Here is a 17185-nt window from a genome sequence, read left to right as displayed (position 1 = left end):
CCACCGCATAACGAAAAAAGCCCCGGCATCTGCCGGGGCTTTTTCGTTGTAGCTCAATGCTGCCGGTTATTCAGCATCCAAATGCATAGGTGTGATCACACGCCCATCTGACTCGGCCTGGCCCAGCGTAGTGTCTATGAAATACACCCGGTCATCCGCCAGCTTGCCTTTATCGACCAGGTAATCCTTGATGTTGCCGGCCCGTGCCTGGCCCAACTGGCGCAGCAGCGCAGCGCTCTCGGCCCAGGACTTGATCACTGCCTCACGCAGCTTGGCAGTGCGCTCGTCACGTCCCAGCTGCTGCCATTCAGCAGGCGGCTGTTGTTTCAGGCGGGTGCGGTAGATACCTTCGAGCATCGCTGGCTTGTCGCCAGCATCCACCACCAGCATCGACGCATTGGCCGGCACCTTGTCGCCGCGGCGCTGCAGGACCTTGTACCAGATCGACTGATACTCACGCTCCAGGCGCTGCTCGGCGATCAACGGGCCATCACTGGTCTGGGCGCTGGTGCCTTCGATCTCCAGGCGCAGCTCAGGGCGCTCATTGAGCGCGGTCGCCAGTTTGTCCAGGGCGGCCTGGGCATCGCCACTGAGGTCGCTGGAGCCGGCGCTGAACGCGACCGTACCCAGGTCCTGCGAGCTGCCGCCGGAGACCAGTCCGCCAATGAACTTGAAAGGCGCCTGGGCGGCACGCAGGACTAGGTTGCGCAGGGTTTGCCAAACGATCGGCATTACACTGAACTGCGGATTGTTGAGGTCGCCGGTCACCGGCAACTCGATCGAGATGGTGCCGTCGGTGTCCTTGAGCAGCGCCACCGCCAGGCGGATCGGCAGGTCGACGGCGTCGGGGCTGTCTACCTTCTCACCCAGTTGCAGTTGCTCGATCACCAGTTTGTTTTCTGCTTTGAGCTGGCCATTGGTGATCAGGTAGTGCAGGTCCAGGTTGAGTCGGCCCTTGCGAATGCGAAAGCCGGCGAACTTGCCGGAGTAGGGGGTCAGTGTAGTCAGCTCGACGCGTTTGAAGCTGGTGGCGATGTCCAGGCTGGCCATCGGGTTGAACGGGTTGAGCGCGCCCTTGATGGTGACCGGTGCATAGCGATCGACCTTGCCCTTGATATCGACCTTGGCCGGCGCTGGCTGGCGGTTGTCGATGGTGCCGACCTGGCCATTGAGCTGCTGCACGGCGGTGGCGAAGTTGGGCGTCAGGGTCAGGTCGGCAAAGTTGGCCGAGCCGTCGTTGATGTCGATCTTGCCGATACGAATCCCCAGCGGCTTGCTGTTACTGGCTGCCACCGGTTTTTCTGCGGTGCTTTTGCTAGTGCCGGCTGGCTGCGGAATCAGCAGGTCATCAACGTTGGTGGTGCGGTCTTCGTTGATGATGAAACGCGCATAGGGCTGCAGCAGCTTGACCTGGTCGATGGTCAGCGCATCGCCGTGCACGTATGACAACCCATTGAGGTCGAGCTGCTGCCATTTGACGAAGTCGCGGTCCTTGATGGTGTCGAGGGTATGCAACTGGTTGACGGTGGCGGTACCGGTGACGGTAAAAGCCAGCGGCGCCGTATTTTGCAGATCGACCTTGAGGTCGCTGGCGAGCATGCCGCTGCGCAGTTCAAGCTGAATGAACGGGCTGATGTAGGCTTGGGCGACGCGCAGATCGATGTCGCGGGTGCTGACGTCGAGCTTGGCGGTGACCGGCGCCAGGTTGACCTGGCCGGACGCTTGCAGTTTGCCTTGCTTGCCGACGGCGGTATCCAGCTTGACGGTAAACGGCGACTTGTTGAGGCTGTCATAGCCTTGCATGTCGAGATTGAGCGGGCCGACATCCAGGGTTACCGGTTCTTTCTGGCTGCGGTCTGCCAGGTGAATCATGTAATCGCGTGCTTGAACGTCCTTGAGCAGTACTTGCCACGGCTTGCTCGGCGCGGCGGCGGCTTTTTCCTGCGCTGTCGGCTCTGCCGCGGCAGGTTCGACTTTCTCCTTGGGGGTAGCTTTGGCTGGCTGGCTGGCGTACAGCTTCTGCCAGTCGAGCTGGCCGTCTTGTTCCAGGGCGGCCCAGGTCTCCAGCTTGCTGCTGCGGATCTTGCCTACGGTGACCAGCTGCTTGGCCAGATCGATCGAGGTCTCGCTGACTTCGAGGCTGGCCAGCCGCGCCAGTTGCCTGCCATCAGGTGCCTTGATGGCGAACGGCGCGACGCGCACCTGGGTATTGTCGAGCAGCAGCTCGGTCTGTTTCGACAGGTTGAGCGTGTAGTGGGTGTCGAGGCTGATCACGCCTTCTTCCAGCACCAGCGGCACCGCGTCACGCACATAAGGCCAGAATGCCTTCATGTTGCCGTCGGTGATTTTCAGGGTGCCTTGCGAGCTGACCGGCGCCAGGCCGAGGGTACCTTTCCAGTCGATCCGCCCGCCCGCTGGGCCGATGGCGACCAGGGTCATATCGGCGCTGTCGTCGGGCAGTGTGCTGAGGTTCTTCAGCTCGAAATTCATCGAGTCGTAGAGAAATTCGATCGGCTCGCTTGGGCGCAGGTCCTGGAAGTGCAGATAGCCTTCAGTGAGTTTGATGCTGCCAATGCGCAGCGGGAACGGGTCGCTGGCTGGCTCGTCTGGCTTGGCTTCGCTGGGCGGCAGCTTGAACAGCTGGGTCAGGTTGAGGCTGCCGTTTTTGCCGAAGAGGATTTCGTTGCGCGGTTTGTCCAGCTCCACTGCATCCAGGTGCAGGGCGCCGCTCCACAGACTGTCCAGCGACAAGTTGGCATACAAGCGCTCAAAACCCAGCTGTTCTTTGCCCGGCTCGCCAACCTGCAAACCCCACAAGGTCAGCTCGAGGCTGAACGGGTTGAATTCGATGCGCTGCAGCTGCGCCGGCACGGTCGCATACTGGGCCAGCTGTTGATTGGTAATGCGCAGGCCAATGCCTGGAAGGATGAAGAAGCCGAGCAGGCTGTACAAGGCCACGAGGGCCAGCATGGCGCCGAGGGCGCGAGTCAATCCTTTGGGCATGTGCAGCATCGTCTGTCCGAGCGGGAGTGCTTGGAGTATGGCACGTTAAATCGGTTCCGCAGAATCAGCCGAATGACCTTATTCGATGCCCATCCGCCGCCGCGCGCGGTGCGCCGAGCTGTCGCGCATGGCCCAGCGCAGGACCGGCGCGGTGCGCTCGATACCTGCCCGGATCAAGCGCCGGCTCAGCGGGCCTTGCTGCAGCTCGAGCATGTCTCGGCCCCAGACTGGTAACAGATCGATGCCGGCACGCAGCATCAATTTGCCCACGGGGGCTGCCAAGCGGCTTGGCGCCGGTGCCTTGAGCAGGATATCGATGACCTCCAGGCTGCGCGCATCGCAGCGCAATTGCGGGCGCATGCGTTGCAGGTAGGCCTCGATCTGCGCACAGGAGCGCGGCACGTCGCACGCGCCGAGGCGCTCGGCGATCAGGGCGATTTCGTTGTAGTACGCGTCCTGGTCTGCCTGGGAAAGATGCGGGTTGCGGTAACGCAGGTGGGCGGCCATGAAGCTGCTGACTTCGGCAACGTGCACCCAGGTCAGCAGGTCTGGGTCACTGGCGGCATAAGGCCGGCCATCGGCGGCGGTGCCGACGACCTTGAGGTGGATGGTGCGTACCTTGTCGATCAACCAGTTGGCGTCACGGGTCGAGCCAAAGGTGGTGCCGGAAATGAACTGGCTGGTGCGGCGCAGGCGTCCGAGCAGGTCTTCGCGAAAGTTGGAGTGATCCCACACCCCGGCCAGGGCCAGCGGGTGCAAAAGTTGCAGCATCAAGGCACTGATACCGCCGACCAGCATGCTCGGAAAATCGCCGTGAACCTGCCAGCTGACGCTGTCGGGGCCAAACAGCCCGGGGTCACCCTTGGGTGACTCCAGATCAAGCTGGCCGAGGGCCAGGCCAGTCAGGCTCATGACCTGGGTTTCGATACGACGGCGTAAGGCTTCCATGGCGACCTGCAATGCGCGGCAGCCCGCCATGGGCCACCTCCAGCTATTGGTTGAGGCGAGTATCGATCAAACCCTGCACGACGCTGGCATCGGCCAAGGTCGAGGTATCACCCAGCGAGTCCAGCTCGTTGCAGGCGATCTTGCGCAGTATACGCCGCATGATCTTGCCCGAGCGGGTCTTGGGCAGGGCCGGTGCCCACTGGATCATCTCCGGTTTGGCGAAGCTGCCGATCTCCTTGCTGACCAACGCGAGCAGTTCAGCCTTGAGCGCGTCGTCCGCAGTCACGCCGTTCATTGGCGTGACGAAGGCGTAGATCCCCTGGCCCTTGAGGTCGTGCGGATAACCGACCACGGCAGCCTCGGCGATACCGTCGTGCAACACCAGCGCGCTTTCGACTTCGGCCGTACCGATCCGGTGGCCGGAGACGTTGATCACGTCATCGACTCGACCAGTGATCCAATAGTCACCATCGGCGTCGCGGCGAGCGCCGTCGCCAGTGAAGTAGTAGCCCGGGAAGGGCTTGAAGTAGGTATCGACCATACGTTGCTGGTCGCCGTAGACGCTGCGGATCTGCGCCGGCCAGCTGGCTTTGATTGCCAGCAGGCCCGAACCTGGCCCCTCGATCACTGCGCCTTTGTCATCGAGCAGTACCGGTTGCACGCCAAACATCGGCTGGGTGGCGCAACCCGGTTTGATCTGTTGATTGCCCGGCAGCGGGCTGAGCATGATGCCGCCGGTTTCGGTCTGCCACCAGGTATCGACGATCGGGCAGCGTTCTTTGCCGACCTGATGGAAGTACCACTCCCAGGCTTCCGGGTTGATTGGCTCGCCGACACTGCCGAGCAGGCGCAGGCTGTCGCGCTTGGTGGTCTGCAAGGGGCCCGCGCCTTCGCGCATCAGTGCGCGCAGGGCGGTAGGGGCGGTGTAGAAGATATTCACCTGATGCTTGTCGATGACCTGCCAGAAGCGCGAGCTGTCGGGGTAGTTGGGCACCCCTTCGAACATCAGCGAGATCGCCCCATTGGCCAGCGGGCCATACACGATATAACTGTGGCCAGTGACCCAGCCGACATCGGCGGTGCACCAGAACACCTCGCCGTCGCGGTAATCGAACGCCACCTTGAAGGTCATCGCGGCCTGCAGCAGGTAGCCGCCGGTGGTGTGCAGCACGCCTTTGGGTTTGCCGGTGCTGCCGGAGGTATACAGGATGAACAGCGGGTCTTCTGCGTCCATCGGCTCGGGCGGGCAGTCGTCACCGGCAAGCTCGGTGGCGGTGTGGTACCAGAGGTCGCGTTGGTTGTCCCAGGCCACTTCACCACCGGTGCGGCGCACCACGAAAACGCTGCTGACCGCCGGGCAGCTGGCCAGGGCCTTGTCGACGTTCTGCTTGAGCGGTACACGTTTGCCGCCACGCACGCCTTCATCGGCGGTAATCACTGTGCGGCAGTCGGCATCCAGGATGCGGTCGCGCAGGGCGTCGGGCGAGAAGCCACCGAACACCACCGAGTGGATCGCGCCGATGCGGCTGCAGGCCAGCATGGCGTAAGCCGCCTCAGGGATCATCGGCATGTAGATGCAGACCCGATCGCCCTTGCTCACTCCGCGGGCTTTAAGCGCATTGGCCAGGCGGCAGACCTGGCGATGCAGCTCGCGGTAGCTGATAGCCTGCGAATCCTTGGGGTCGTCGCCTTCCCAGAGCAGGGCGGTCTGTTCGCCCCGTTTGGCCAGGTGGCGGTCGATGCAGTTGTAACTGACGTTGAGCTTGCCGCCGGCGAACCATTTGGCTTCGCCGCTGGCAAGGTCGGCCTGTTGCACGCTGCTCCAGGGCTTGATCCAGTCCAGCCGCTTGGCTTGCTCGGCCCAGAAGCTGTCCGGGTCATCGATCGACTGTCGATAGAGGCGTTGATAGTCGTCGGCGCTGAGTGCAGTGGCCTGGCTGACGGCGAGGGCGGTGGGGTACTTGCTGAGATCGAACATGGCGGGTGGTCCTGCTCTTGTCGTGGCAAGGGACTGCACCTCACCGCGGCGCGCAAGGCAGGATGAAGTGCAACGGCTATTCGATGGACAGTGTAGTCGGCGAGGGTGTTCCTCCAGGGTTGCCGGCGCAATGCAAAGCGCGGGGCCAGCTTGCCCCTGCCGTACCGCTCAATCGAACGCTACGGCAGCAGGCAAACTGGCCCCGCGCCGGGGCTTGCAGCAGGGCTTGATCAGCCGCGATGACGACCGCGGAAGTAGTTGATCAGGCCTTGGGTGGAGCCGTCTTCGGCAGCTTCTTCCTGCGCGCCGACCAGGCGTTGGTAAACGCCTTTGCCGAGCTCTTTACCCAGCTCGACGCCCCATTGGTCAAAGGCATTGATACCCCAGATCACGCTCTGTACGAACACCTTGTGCTCATACATCGCCACCAGCGCGCCGAGGCGACGCGGGCTGATCCGCTCGACTACCAGAGTGTTGCTCGGGCGGTTGCCAGGGATGACCTTGTGCGGGGCCAGCTTGGCCACGTCGGCTTCGTTCAGGCCCTTGCCACGCAGCTCGGCCTCGGCTTCTTCGCGAGTCTTGCCGAGCATCAGCGCCTGGCTCTGCGACAGGCAGTTGGCGTACAGCCACTGGTGATGGTCGGCCACCGGGTTGAAGCTCACCACCGGTACGATGAAGTCGGCCGGGATCAGTTGGGTGCCCTGGTGGAGCAACTGGTGATAGGCGTGCTGGCCGTTACAGCCAACGCCACCCCAGATCACCGGGCCGGTCGAGGTTGGCGCCGGGCTGCCATCCTGCAGCACACTCTTGCCGTTGGACTCCATGTCCAGCTGCTGCAGGTGCTTGGTGATGTTGCGCAGGTAATGGTCGTACGGCAGGATCGCGTGGCTGCGCGCATCCCAGAAGTTGCCGTACCAGACGCCCAGCAGGGCCAGCAGCACCGGCATGTTCTGCTCGAACGGCGCGGTCTGGAAGTGCTGGTCCATGGTGTAGGCGCCCGACAGCAGCTCCTTGAAGTTGGCTGTGCCGATGGCCAGTGCAATCGGCAAGCCGATCGCTGACCACAGCGAGTAACGCCCGCCAACCCAGTCCCACATCGGGAAGATGTTTTCTTCGCGGATACCGAACGCGACGGCTGCGGCCTTGTTGCTCGAGACCGCGATGAAGTGACGGTACAGCTCGGCTTCGGAGCCGCCCTGGGCCAGGTACCAGGTGCGGGCGGCCATGGCGTTCTTCAGGGTTTCGAGGGTGTTGAACGACTTCGACGACACGATGAACAGGGTCGTCTCGGCCGCCAGCTTGGCCGACAGCTCGTGGAATTCGCTGCCGTCGATATTGGCCAGGTAATGGCAGCGCACGCCGCGCTGGGCATACGGCAGCAAGGCTTCGGAAACCAGCTCAGGGCCGAGGAACGAGCCACCGATGCCGATGTTGACCACGTCGGTGATCGGCTTTTCGCTGTAGCCGCGCCACAGCCCGTCATGAATGCGGCCGACCAGCTCGGTAATCTGGTTGAGTACCTTGTGCACTTCGGGCATCACGTTGACGCCGTTGACGCTGAGCTTGTCGCCCACCGGCCGGCGCAGGGCGGTATGCAGTACCGGGCGGCCTTCGGAGGCGTTGATGATCTCGCCGCTGAACATCGACTTGATGGCTGCTGCCAGGTCGACGTCGGTGGCCAGGTTGACCAGCAGCTTGCGGGTCTCCTCGTTGATCAGGTTTTTCGAGTAATCGAGAAACAGCCCGCAGCTGCTCAGGGAGAACTGATCGAAGCGTTGCGGGTTGGCCGCGAAGGCGTCGCGCATGCTGAAATCCTGCATGGCGTCGCGGTGTTGTTGCAGCGCCTGCCAGGCCGGCAGCGTCGTCACATCATGGGGGGTACGGTAATACGCCATTGCGAAAGGTTTCCTTGATGCATGATCTGGCCTTGGACAACTGGCAGTCGCTGGCAGTTGCAGGCAGTTGATCATTATAGGCATGGCTGGCGCGGGGGGAATGGGGTCAGGCGGGGAGAATTTGGGGCCGCGCGGCGGCCCCGGGTTGCAATCAGGCGGTGGGCTCGTCCAGATGCAGGTAGAAGTTGTCGATCAGGCGTGTGGTACCCAGGTACGCTGCGGCAATTACCACCACGTCGCGGTCATCGGCCATGGCCGGGCGCAGGGTCAGGGCGTGGCGCACTTCCAGGTAGTCCGGGCGAAAGCCTGCCGCCAGCAGTTGCGCCTGACCGGCCACGATCAGCTCGGCAAAGTCGCGCTGGCCATGGCGGATGGCGTCGGCCATGACGCTCAGCTCGCGGTACAGCGCTGGCGCCGCAGCGCGTTGCTCGGGCGTCAGGTAGCCGTTGCGCGAAGACAGCGCCAGGCCATCGTCGGCCCGTACGGTAGGCTCGCCGATGATCTGGATCGGCATGTTCAGGTCGCGCACCATGGCGCGGATCACCGCCAGCTGCTGGTAGTCCTTTTCGCCGAACACGGCCAGGTCGGGCTGGACCATGTTGAACAGCTTGCTGACGACAGTGGCCACGCCTTCGAAATGCCCAGGGCGGCTGGCGCCGCACAGGCCTTCGGACAGTTGCGGGACGCTGACCCGGGTCTGCACCGTGGTGCCGTCTGGGTACATTTCATCCACGGTTGGCGCGAACAGCAAATGGCAGCCGGCCTCGAGCAGGCGCTCCTGGTCAGCGGCGAGGGTGCGCGGGTAGCTGTCGAGGTCTTCGCCGGCGCCGAATTGCAGCGGGTTGACGAAGATGCTCGCCACGACGAAGTCGGCGCGTTGGGCGGCTTTGGTCACCAGGGCGACGTGGCCGCTGTGCAGGTTGCCCATGGTCGGGACAAAGGCGATGCGCTTGCCTTCGCTGCGGGCGCGGGCCACGGCGGCGCGCAGTTCACGGACGCTCTTGACGGTATTCATGCGCTGAACCCGTGTTCGGCAGCCGGGAAGCTGACGTCTTTGACTGCCGCCACGTATGCGCTCAGGGCACCGTGGATGTCGGCCTGGCCGAGCATGAAGTTCTTGACGAACTTGGGCATGCGCCCGGTCAGCGACAGGCCGAGCATGTCGTGCAGCACCAGCACCTGGCCGTCGGTGGCGTTGCCGGCACCGATGCCGATCACCGGAATGGCCACGGCCTGGGTGATCTCCGCAGCGAGTTCGCTGGGCACGCATTCGAGCAGGAGCATGGCCGCACCGGCTTGCTCCAGGGCAATCGCGTCTGCACGCATCTGCCGCGCCTGGGCTTCCTGACGACCCTGCACCTTGTAACCGCCGAGCACATTGACCGTCTGCGGGGTCAGGCCCATGTGTGCGCACACCGGCACGCCGCGTTCGGCCAGCAGGCGAATGGTCTCGCTCAGCCAGGCCGCGCCTTCGAGCTTGATCATGTGCGCGCCGGCCTGCATCAGGCTTGCGCAGTTGGCGAAGGCCTGCTCAGGCGTGGCGTGGGCCATGAACGGCAGGTCGGCGAGGATCAGCGCGCCATCGTTGCCGCGTTTGACGCAGGCCGTGTGGTAGGCCATTTCTGCAGTGGTCACCGGCAGCGTGCTGTCATGCCCTTGCAGGACCATTCCCAGCGAGTCACCCACCAGCAACACGTCGACCCCGGCCTGGCTGGCAGCCTTGGCGAAGGTGGCGTCATAGCAGGTCAGCATGGCGATTTTCTCACCCTTGGCCTTGAGGCCATGCAGGGTGGTCAGGGTTACTTCAGGCATGTAGAAAGTCCTCGTTCAGGCGCTGTGCAATCGACCTGCGTACAACCTTGCGCAGGTGTCATGCGGAGCGGCACATCATCGTTCGTGATGTTCAGACCCGCCCGGGCCCAAATAGGTTAAGTGTGGCGCGTCGAGGCCACGGGATGCCTATAGTCGTGAGCGAGGGGAGGGAAGTCAATCACCCTGTTACCGCATTGTTACGGCAAGGGTGTTACTGGCGTTACCGCCGTCAAGATCGCCCGAATTACAGGCGTTCGAGGCCGCTGAACGGGCAGGCGGCGAGCAATTGCGCAAGGCTGCGGCCATCGGCGAGAACGAAGTCGGCAGGCACCAGCTCAGCCAGCGGGTAGAGCACGAATGGGCGCGCGTGCATGTGGTAGTGCGGGACTTTCAGTCGTGGGCAGTCGAGCACCTGTTGGCCAAACAGTAGCACATCCAGGTCGAGGGTGCGTGGGCCCCAACGTTCCTGGCGTACGCGGCCTTGATCGTTCTCGATTGCCTGCAGGGCATCGAGCAGCTGCAGCGGCTCGAGCGTGGTGTCGAGCGCGGCTACGGCATTGGTGTAGCGCGGCTGGCCGGGCAGCAGCGAGTCACTGGCATAGAAGCCGGAAACCGCTGCCAGGCGCGTGCCCTCGGCCTTGTCCAAGGCATCGAGGGCGCTGCGCAGTTGCTCGGCAGGCTCGGCCAGGTTGCTGCCCAGGCCGATATAGACGCGCACGCTCATGCTCAGTCGAACGTTTCGTCAGCGCTGCGCTTGCGCTTGGTGCCGCTGCGCTTACGTTTGCGTGGCGCGGCGCCGCTGCCGTCATCACGGCTGCCCAGCTCGGCAATCATGGCGCGGCGTTCGCTGTCGTTGGCGTCCTGGTAGTCGGTCCACCATTGGCCCAGCTCGTCGGTTTCCTCGCCAGCGCTCTCGCGCAGCAGCAGGAAGTCGTAGCCAGCGCGGAAACGCGGGTTGTCCAGGAGCATGTCGGCACGTTTGCCGCTGCGCCGTGGCAGGCGCTCCTGCATGTCCCAGATCTCGCGGATCGGCAGGGTGAAGCGCTTGGGGATTGCAATGCGCTGGCACTGCTCGGCGATCAGGTCGTGGGCGGCCTGGTTCATTGCCGGGATCGGCGGTACGCCCTGGCTCTGCAGGTACAGTGCGCGACCCGGCAGGGCCGGCCAGAGCATGGCCGCGAAGAGGAACGCCGGTGTTACCGGTTTGCCCTGCTTGACGCGCAGGTCGGTGTTCACCAATGCGTTGCTGATCAGGGTGTGGGTGTAGCTCGGGCGCTCTTCCAGGGCGTGGCTGCTGCCTGGGAACAACGGTTCAAATAAATGCAGGTCGACCAGCATTTCGAAGGCGATGGCGCCGTGGCCGGAGAGGAACAGCTTGAGACATTCCTCGAACAGCCGTGCTGGCGGGATATCGCGCAGCATCGGGGCCAGCTCGCGGATCGGCTGCACCGTGTGCTTTTCGATGCCGAAGTTGAGCTTGGCCGCAAAGCGCACCGCGCGCAGCATGCGCACCGGGTCTTCCTGGTAACGATGGACCGGGTCGCCAATCAGGCGCAGCAGGCGGTTACGCACATCGGGCATGCCGTTGGCGTAGTCGAGGATGCGCTCGCTGACCGGGTCGTAGTACAGCGCATTGACGGTGAAGTCGCGGCGCTGGGCGTCGTCTTCGAGGGTGCCGTAGACGTTGTCGCGCAGAATACGACCGCTGGCATTATGCGACGAACGGTGGCTGTCGCCCTCGTCTTCATCACTGTGGTGGGCACGGAAAGTGGCCACTTCGATGATGTCACGGCCAAAATGCACGTGAACCAGCTTGAAGCGGCGGCCAATGATTCGCGCATTGCGAAACTCGGCACGGACCTGTTCAGGCGTGGCGCTGGTGGCGACATCGAAGTCTTTGGGCGTGATGCCCAGGAGCATGTCACGCACACAGCCGCCAACCAGGTAAGCCTGGTATCCGGCAGCCTGCAGGCGATCGACAATGCCCACCGCATGGCGGCTGAACTGGCTGCGCTGCAGCGAGTGCTGGCTCTTGTTGATCACTTCAGGCGTGGTGCGCCTGTGGTGTTGACCACTAACGGGAGGACGGAACGACTGGAACAACTTCTTCAGCATGGGATGCACTGTTTGAAGGAATGTTCGGCCAAGGGATAGAGAATGGCCGCATGATGGGCGGGGATTCTAGCATTTACTTCGGGGATGGTGTAGGCGGTATGCCACGGGTGCTTGCGCGGGAGGCGGAAACGACAAGGGGAGCCTAAGCTCCCCAAGAAGTCGTTGCGTGCTCTTATTGTTTTTCTGCTGGGCTTCTTGTTTTTGTTGAGTGCCCTGCCCACAAAGCGCGAAACTTGTGGACGACCCCCAAACCGGGGGTAAAGAGCAAACGGATTGCTTTGGCCGCTGAGGTGATGCTGATCTGTCGATCCAACCAGTGTAGGCGCTGCTTTAGTGCAGTTTTTGTTGTTCTCTGCCTGGTCGTGGGGCAAGCCCCAAACACAACTCCTCTCCAAAAGAATCAGTTAGCTGCGCCTCCGCCGTCTTGTTTTTATTGTGCGTGAGCCGTTTCGTCTTGTTCTTATTCTGAGTTGCAATGCTTGTTATTGTTCTTGTACCAGACATGTAGCAGGTGCCGTGCCAACTTTTTAAAACCCAGCAAATACGGGGGTTTGCCGGGTTTTGCTCAGGTCGGGAGCAGGGCAAATGTAGAAATTTCGTTACCGTACGCCTCGGTAGCTGTTACGGCAGAAGGGGATGGGTAACAGATTTTTGCAGGCGCGCTGGGGTGTTACCTGCACAAACGCAAACGGGGCAAGCCGTCTGTCACGAGAACCCCGTGGTAGACGGCTTGCCCCGTTATTGGGCGGCGATCAGTTGTCGCTGGTGGCGTTGCTCTTGCGTCGCGGGATGCCCAGGCGCTGGCGCCGCTCCCACAGGCATTTACGGCTGACGCCAAGCTTGCGCGCCAGTTCGGTCTCGGTCATGTGGTCCTGATGCTCGAGCACGAAGTGCTGGAAATAGTCTTCCAGCGACAGGTCCTCGGTCGGCTCGTGGCTGGCGTTACCGGCACTGACGCTGCCCAGCGCAGACATGCCGCCGAGCAGGTCATCGTCGTCCAGGTCACTCAGCTCGATGTCGATGCCCAGCAGTTCAGCGGAAATTTCCGGGCTCTCGCTGAGGATCACCGAGCGCTCCACTGCGTTTTCCAGCTCGCGCACGTTACCCGGCCAGCTGTAATGACGAATCGCCTGTTCGGCCTCGCTGGAGAAGTGCAGGTCATCGCGACCGATGCGTGCGCTCTGGCGGGCGAGGAAGGCACTGGCGATTTCGTTGACGTCGCTGCCACGCTCGCGCAAGGCCGGCAGCTTGAGGGCGATCACGTGCAGGCGGTAATAAAGGTCTTCGCGGAACTGACCGACCTTGGCCAGGTTTTTCAGGTCACGGTGGGTCGCAGCGATCAGGCGCACGTCGACCTTTTGCGATTGCACCGCGCCAACCCGGCGGATCTCGCCTTCCTGCAGTACGCGCAACAGGCGCGCCTGGGCTTCGAGTGGCAGCTCGCCGATTTCATCGAGGAACAGGGTGCCGCCGTCTGCCGCTTCGACCAAACCGGCACGGCCAGCGCTGGCGCCGGTGAACGCGCCTTTTTCGTGGCCGAACAGTTCCGACTCGATCAAGGTTTCGGGGATGGCCGCGCAGTTGACCGAAATCATCGGCGCCTTGGCCCGTCGCGACAGATTGTGCAGGGCGCGTGCGACCAGCTCTTTACCGGTACCCGACTCGCCCTGGATCAACACATTGGAGTCGGTCGGCGCGACTTTGCGGATCTTGCTGTAGAGGTCCTGCATCGGCGCGCAGGTACCAATGATGCCGATCTCGCCGTTGGCAGCATTGTGGCTGCCCTTGTCGGCAACAGCCGGCTTGCCGTTGCTGCGCGGCTCGAGGCTGCTGGTGGCGGCGGCCGGGGCGTTCTGGCGATCACGCAGAATGCGCGCAACTGCCTGCAGCATCTCGTCGTGATCGAACGGCTTGGCGATGTAATCGACCGCGCCCATTTTCATCGAGTCGACCGCCGAGCGCAGGCTGGCATAGCTGGTCATGATCAGCACCGGGGTGCCCTGGCCAAGCTTGATCAGCTCGGTGCCGGGGGCGCCAGGCAGGCGCAGGTCGCTGACGATCAGGTCAAATGTAGCAATGCTGAAGCGTTCCTGGGCTTCCTGCACCGAGCCCGCTTCGCTGACCTGGTACTGGTTGCGTTCAAGCAGACGACGCAAGGCCGAGCGGATGATGGTTTCGTCTTCGACGATCAGAATATGCGGCATTGATTCAATTCTCTCGACGGTCGCGAATTTCAGGGGACGTCGCTACGACATGCCGGGGCAGGGTCACGCGGATCCGGGTGCCACGCTGCCGTTCGATATCGGCGGGGCTGTCGATGGTGATTTGCCCATAATGCTCTTCCACGATGGAATAGACCAGTGCAAGCCCCAGTCCAGTTCCCTCGCCAGGGTCCTTGGTGGTGAAGAACGGTTCGAACAGGCGGTCCATGATGTTTTTCGGAATGCCGCTGCCTTCGTCCTCGACCACCAGGTCGACGGTGTGCTCGCTGACTTCACTGCGCACGCGCACGGCACTGCCGGCGGGCGAGGCGTCGCGGGCATTGGAGAGCAGGTTGATGAGCACCTGGGCGAGGCGCTGCGGGTCACCCACGGCCCAGTGATCGGGGTCGCACAGGTTGAAGAACTGCACCTCGAAATTGCGCCGGTTGAGGGCCAGCAGGCCGATCGCGTCCTGGGCGACTTCGGCCAGGCACACCGGCTCTTCGTTGTTCTGGTGGCTGCCGCCGGCATGGGCGAAGCTCATCAAGGACTGGACGATGCGCGAGACGCGTTTGGTCTGCTCGATGATCTGGCTGGACAGCTCGGTGATCTCGCCATCGTCCTCGCGCTCTTCGCGCAGGTTCTGCGCCAGGCAGGCGATACCGGTGATCGGGTTGCCGATCTCGTGGGCGACCCCGGCGGCGAGGCGGCCAATACTGGCCAGGCGCTCGGAATGCACCAGTTTGTCTTCCAACGCCTGGGTATCGGTGAGGTCCTCGACCAGCAGTACCAGGCCGCTGTTACCCGGTGCCAGCGGCTCGTCGATGGCGGCCTTGTGCAGGTTGAGCCAGCGGGTTTGGCCGTCGAGGCCCAGGCGCTGCTTGTGCAAGTGCTCGTCGGGCAGGTCGATAAAGCCCTGCAGCAGCCCGCGCCAGGGCTCGGCGATGGTCACCAGACGCGAGCCGACCACGTGCTTGGCAGCAATCCCGGTCAGCTCTTCCATGGCCTTGTTCCACATCAGGATCTCTTGATCCTTGGCCAGCGAGCAGACGCCCATCGGCAGCTCCTGCAAGGTCTGGCGGTGGTAACGGCGCAGCGCATCGAGCTCGGCGGCCAGGCCGGTCAGACGCGAGTGGTAGTCTTCCAGGCGGCTTTCGATGAAGTGGATATCTTCGGTTACGTAATTTTCGTTGCCGGATTTGTACGGCAAGAAGGTTTCGACCATGTCCTGGGCGACGCTTGGGCCCATCAGGCCGGACAGGTTGGCCTCGATGCGGTCGCGCAGACGGCGCAGGGCGTAGGGGCGGCGTTCATCGAACGGCAGGTACAAGTCGCGCAGGGCTTGCTCGACTTCTTTTTGCGCGGCCTTGGCGCCCAGCGGCTTGGCCAACTGAGTGGCGAATTCCTGCGGCGAGGCAGCGTGCAGTTCGCGCCGCTGTGGCCGGCGCACGTTGTCGACCGCACAGGCTTCGGCGGCGCTGACTTCTTCACTGCTGGCGTTGGTGAACAGCGAGATCAGCGTGAACAGCAGGACGTTGGCGGCCAGTGACGCAATCGCCGCCATGTGCCAGCTGGTGTCGTCGAGCACATAGATCATGTCCAGCAGCGGGATATAGAAGCCCTGCAGATTGCCCAGCAGCGGCAGCAGCATGGTCACCATCCACACCAGCATGCCCGCCAGCAGACCGGCGATGAAACCACGGCGGTTGGCGGTCGGCCAGTACAGCACCGAAAGCACCCCGGGGAGGAACTGCAAGGTCGCGACAAAGGCTACGATGCCGAGGTTGGCCAGGCTTTGGTGGTTGTTCTGGGTCAGGTAGAAGACGAAGCCGGCGGTAATGATGGCGACGATCAGCGCGCGCCGGGTCCACTTCAGCCAGCGATAGATATTGCCTTCGGCCGGTGGCTGATACAGCGGCAGCACCAGGTGGTTGAGGGCCATGCCCGACAGCGCCAGGGTGGTGACAATGATCAGCCCGCTGGACGCCGACAAACCGCCAACGTAAGCCAGCAGTGCCAGCGCCTCGTTGTTGGCGGCAATGCCCAGGCCGAGGGTGAAGTACTCCGGGTTGGTGCTCGCGCCCAGGCGCAGTCCCGCCCACAGGATCAACGGCACGGCCAGGCTCATCAGCAGCAGGAACAACGGCAGGCCCCAGCTGGCGCTGACCAGCGCGCGCGGGCTGAGGTTTTCGGTAAAGGCCATGTGGTACATGTGCGGCATGACGATCGCCGAGGCGAAGAACACCAGCAGCAACGTGCGCCATGGGCCTTCCTGCAGTGGCGTGTGCAGCGCGGCGAGGGCGGTCTGGTTCTGCAGCAACCACACCTCCAAGCCGTGTGGGCCGCCGAACACGCCATACAGCGCATACAGGCCGACCCCGCCCAGGGCGATCAACTTGATCACCGACTCGAAGGCGATGGCGAACACCAGCCCTTCGTGTTTCTCGCGGGTGGCGATATGGCGCGAGCCGAAGAAGATGGTGAATAGGGTGATCAGCGCGCAAAAGGCGAACGCGACCCGGGCCTTGACCGGCTCGCCGGTGAGGATGTTGATCGAGTCGGCTACCGCCTGGATCTGCAGGGCCAGCAGCGGCAACACGCCAATCAACATGAAGATGGTGGTCAGCGCGCCGGCCCAGGTGCTGCGAAAACGAAACGCGAGCAGGTCGGCCAGGGAAGACAATTGGTAGGTGCGGGTGATCTTCAGGATCGGATAGAGCAGCACCGGCGCCAGCAGAAACGCCCCCGACACGCCCAGGTAACAGGCAAGAAAGCCATAGCCATACTGATAGGCCAGGCCGACCGAGCCATAGAAGGCCCACGCACTGGCATAGACGCCCAGCGACAGGGTGTAGGTCAGCGGGTGGCGGATGACCGAGCGCGGGATCAGCCCGCGCTCGCTGATCCAGGCCACGCCGAACAGCACCATCAGGTACCCGGCGCTGATCAGGATCATCTGGGTCAGGCTAAAGCTCATCGGCATCTCGTTGGCTCTGCAGGATGAAGGTGACGACGATCAGGATCAGCCACAGCAGGTACGGGCGGTACCAGGCGCCGGTGGGCTCGATCCACCAGTCCATGATGGCCGGCGAGAACAGGTAGATCCCGACCACCAGCAGCAGGACCAAGCGATAGATGTACATGCGGGCCTCGATGAGTGGGCGCGGCGAATTTGCACTTATTATTGGCGCAAATCGGCGCCAATGGCCGGGCCGATGCTAGCGGGATTCTAC

Annotated in this window: 11 protein-coding genes; all 11 read right to left on the bottom strand. The window is 63.1% G+C overall.

Annotated features, from left to right (window positions below):
- Positions 1–66 precede the first annotated feature (66 nt).
- Positions 67–3003 carry a DUF748 domain-containing protein gene (locus ACQZ2L_RS13270; protein WP_430326514.1) on the bottom strand — a complete coding sequence of 979 codons (2937 nt, stop codon included), beginning with the start codon at positions 3001–3003 and terminating at the stop codon, positions 67–69.
- Positions 3004–3081: 78 nt separating this feature from the next.
- Positions 3082–3951, bottom strand: coding sequence for an oxygenase MpaB family protein (locus ACQZ2L_RS13265; protein ID WP_430326695.1), 870 nt, complete (start codon positions 3949–3951; stop codon positions 3082–3084).
- A gap of 43 nt (positions 3952–3994) precedes the next feature.
- Entirely contained in the window at positions 3995–5929 is a 1935-nt protein-coding gene (gene acs / locus ACQZ2L_RS13260; protein WP_430326512.1) for an acetate--CoA ligase, read from the bottom strand.
- 230 nt (positions 5930–6159) lie between these two features.
- Positions 6160–7824, bottom strand: coding sequence for a glucose-6-phosphate isomerase (gene pgi, locus ACQZ2L_RS13255; RefSeq protein ID WP_430326510.1), 1665 nt, complete (start codon positions 7822–7824; stop codon positions 6160–6162).
- 151 nt (positions 7825–7975) lie between these two features.
- On the bottom strand, positions 7976–8839 hold the full coding sequence (gene panC, locus ACQZ2L_RS13250; RefSeq protein ID WP_430326508.1) for a pantoate--beta-alanine ligase: 864 nt from the start codon (positions 8837–8839) through the stop codon (positions 7976–7978).
- Positions 8836–9636 (bottom strand): 3-methyl-2-oxobutanoate hydroxymethyltransferase, encoded by an 801-nt coding sequence (panB, locus tag ACQZ2L_RS13245; protein WP_430326506.1) that lies wholly within the window; start codon positions 9634–9636, stop codon positions 8836–8838. The genes panC and panB overlap by 4 nt, the downstream gene beginning before the upstream one ends.
- Before the next feature lie 244 nt (positions 9637–9880).
- A complete protein-coding gene (gene folK, locus ACQZ2L_RS13240; RefSeq protein WP_430326504.1) occupies positions 9881–10360 on the bottom strand; it encodes a 2-amino-4-hydroxy-6-hydroxymethyldihydropteridine diphosphokinase in 480 nt (159 codons plus the stop codon).
- 2 nt (positions 10361–10362) lie between these two features.
- The gene (locus tag ACQZ2L_RS13235) at positions 10363–11751 is read right to left on the bottom strand and encodes a polynucleotide adenylyltransferase PcnB (protein ID WP_430326502.1); all 1389 of its coding nucleotides are present in this window, start codon (positions 11749–11751) and stop codon (positions 10363–10365) included.
- Positions 11752–12503: 752 nt separating this feature from the next.
- On the bottom strand, positions 12504–13955 hold the full coding sequence (locus ACQZ2L_RS13230) for a sigma-54-dependent transcriptional regulator (RefSeq protein ID WP_103438594.1): 1452 nt from the start codon (positions 13953–13955) through the stop codon (positions 12504–12506).
- 4 nt (positions 13956–13959) lie between these two features.
- Positions 13960–16935, bottom strand: a complete 2976-nt coding sequence (locus ACQZ2L_RS13225; RefSeq protein WP_430326500.1) for a sensor histidine kinase — start codon at positions 16933–16935, stop codon at positions 13960–13962.
- On the bottom strand, positions 16919–17095 hold the full coding sequence (locus ACQZ2L_RS13220) for a hypothetical protein (protein ID WP_003250005.1): 177 nt from the start codon (positions 17093–17095) through the stop codon (positions 16919–16921). The genes ACQZ2L_RS13225 and ACQZ2L_RS13220 overlap by 17 nt, the downstream gene beginning before the upstream one ends.
- Positions 17096–17185: the final 90 nt, after the last annotated feature.

The organism is Pseudomonas shirazensis, from assembly GCF_050496565.1.
In the GTDB taxonomy this organism is placed as follows: domain Bacteria; phylum Pseudomonadota; class Gammaproteobacteria; order Pseudomonadales; family Pseudomonadaceae; genus Aquipseudomonas; species Aquipseudomonas shirazensis_A.
Note: the sequence above shows the minus strand (reverse complement) of the source record. Positions and strands in the feature narration are given on the sequence as shown.

Bases quoted from the DNA above. Each gene is read 5' to 3' on its own strand.
- panB (WP_430326506.1), bottom strand. From the start codon at position 9,636: ATGCCTGAAGTAACCCTGACCACCCTGCATGGCCTCAAGGCCAAGGGT.
- ACQZ2L_RS13230 (WP_103438594.1), bottom strand. From the start codon at position 13,955: ATGCCGCATATTCTGATCGTCGAAGACGAAACCATCATCCGCTCGGCC.
- pgi (WP_430326510.1), bottom strand. From the start codon at position 7,824: ATGGCGTATTACCGTACCCCCCATGATGTGACGACGCTGCCGGCCTGG.
- folK (WP_430326504.1), bottom strand. From the start codon at position 10,360: ATGAGCGTGCGCGTCTATATCGGCCTGGGCAGCAACCTGGCCGAGCCT.
- ACQZ2L_RS13235 (WP_430326502.1), bottom strand. From the start codon at position 11,751: ATGCTGAAGAAGTTGTTCCAGTCGTTCCGTCCTCCCGTTAGTGGTCAA.
- acs (WP_430326512.1), bottom strand. From the start codon at position 5,929: ATGTTCGATCTCAGCAAGTACCCCACCGCCCTCGCCGTCAGCCAGGCC.
- ACQZ2L_RS13265 (WP_430326695.1), bottom strand. From the start codon at position 3,951: ATGGAAGCCTTACGCCGTCGTATCGAAACCCAGGTCATGAGCCTGACT.
- ACQZ2L_RS13270 (WP_430326514.1), bottom strand. From the start codon at position 3,003: ATGCCCAAAGGATTGACTCGCGCCCTCGGCGCCATGCTGGCCCTCGTG.
- ACQZ2L_RS13225 (WP_430326500.1), bottom strand. From the start codon at position 16,935: ATGCCGATGAGCTTTAGCCTGACCCAGATGATCCTGATCAGCGCCGGG.
- ACQZ2L_RS13220 (WP_003250005.1), bottom strand. From the start codon at position 17,095: ATGTACATCTATCGCTTGGTCCTGCTGCTGGTGGTCGGGATCTACCTG.
- panC (WP_430326508.1), bottom strand. From the start codon at position 8,839: ATGAATACCGTCAAGAGCGTCCGTGAACTGCGCGCCGCCGTGGCCCGC.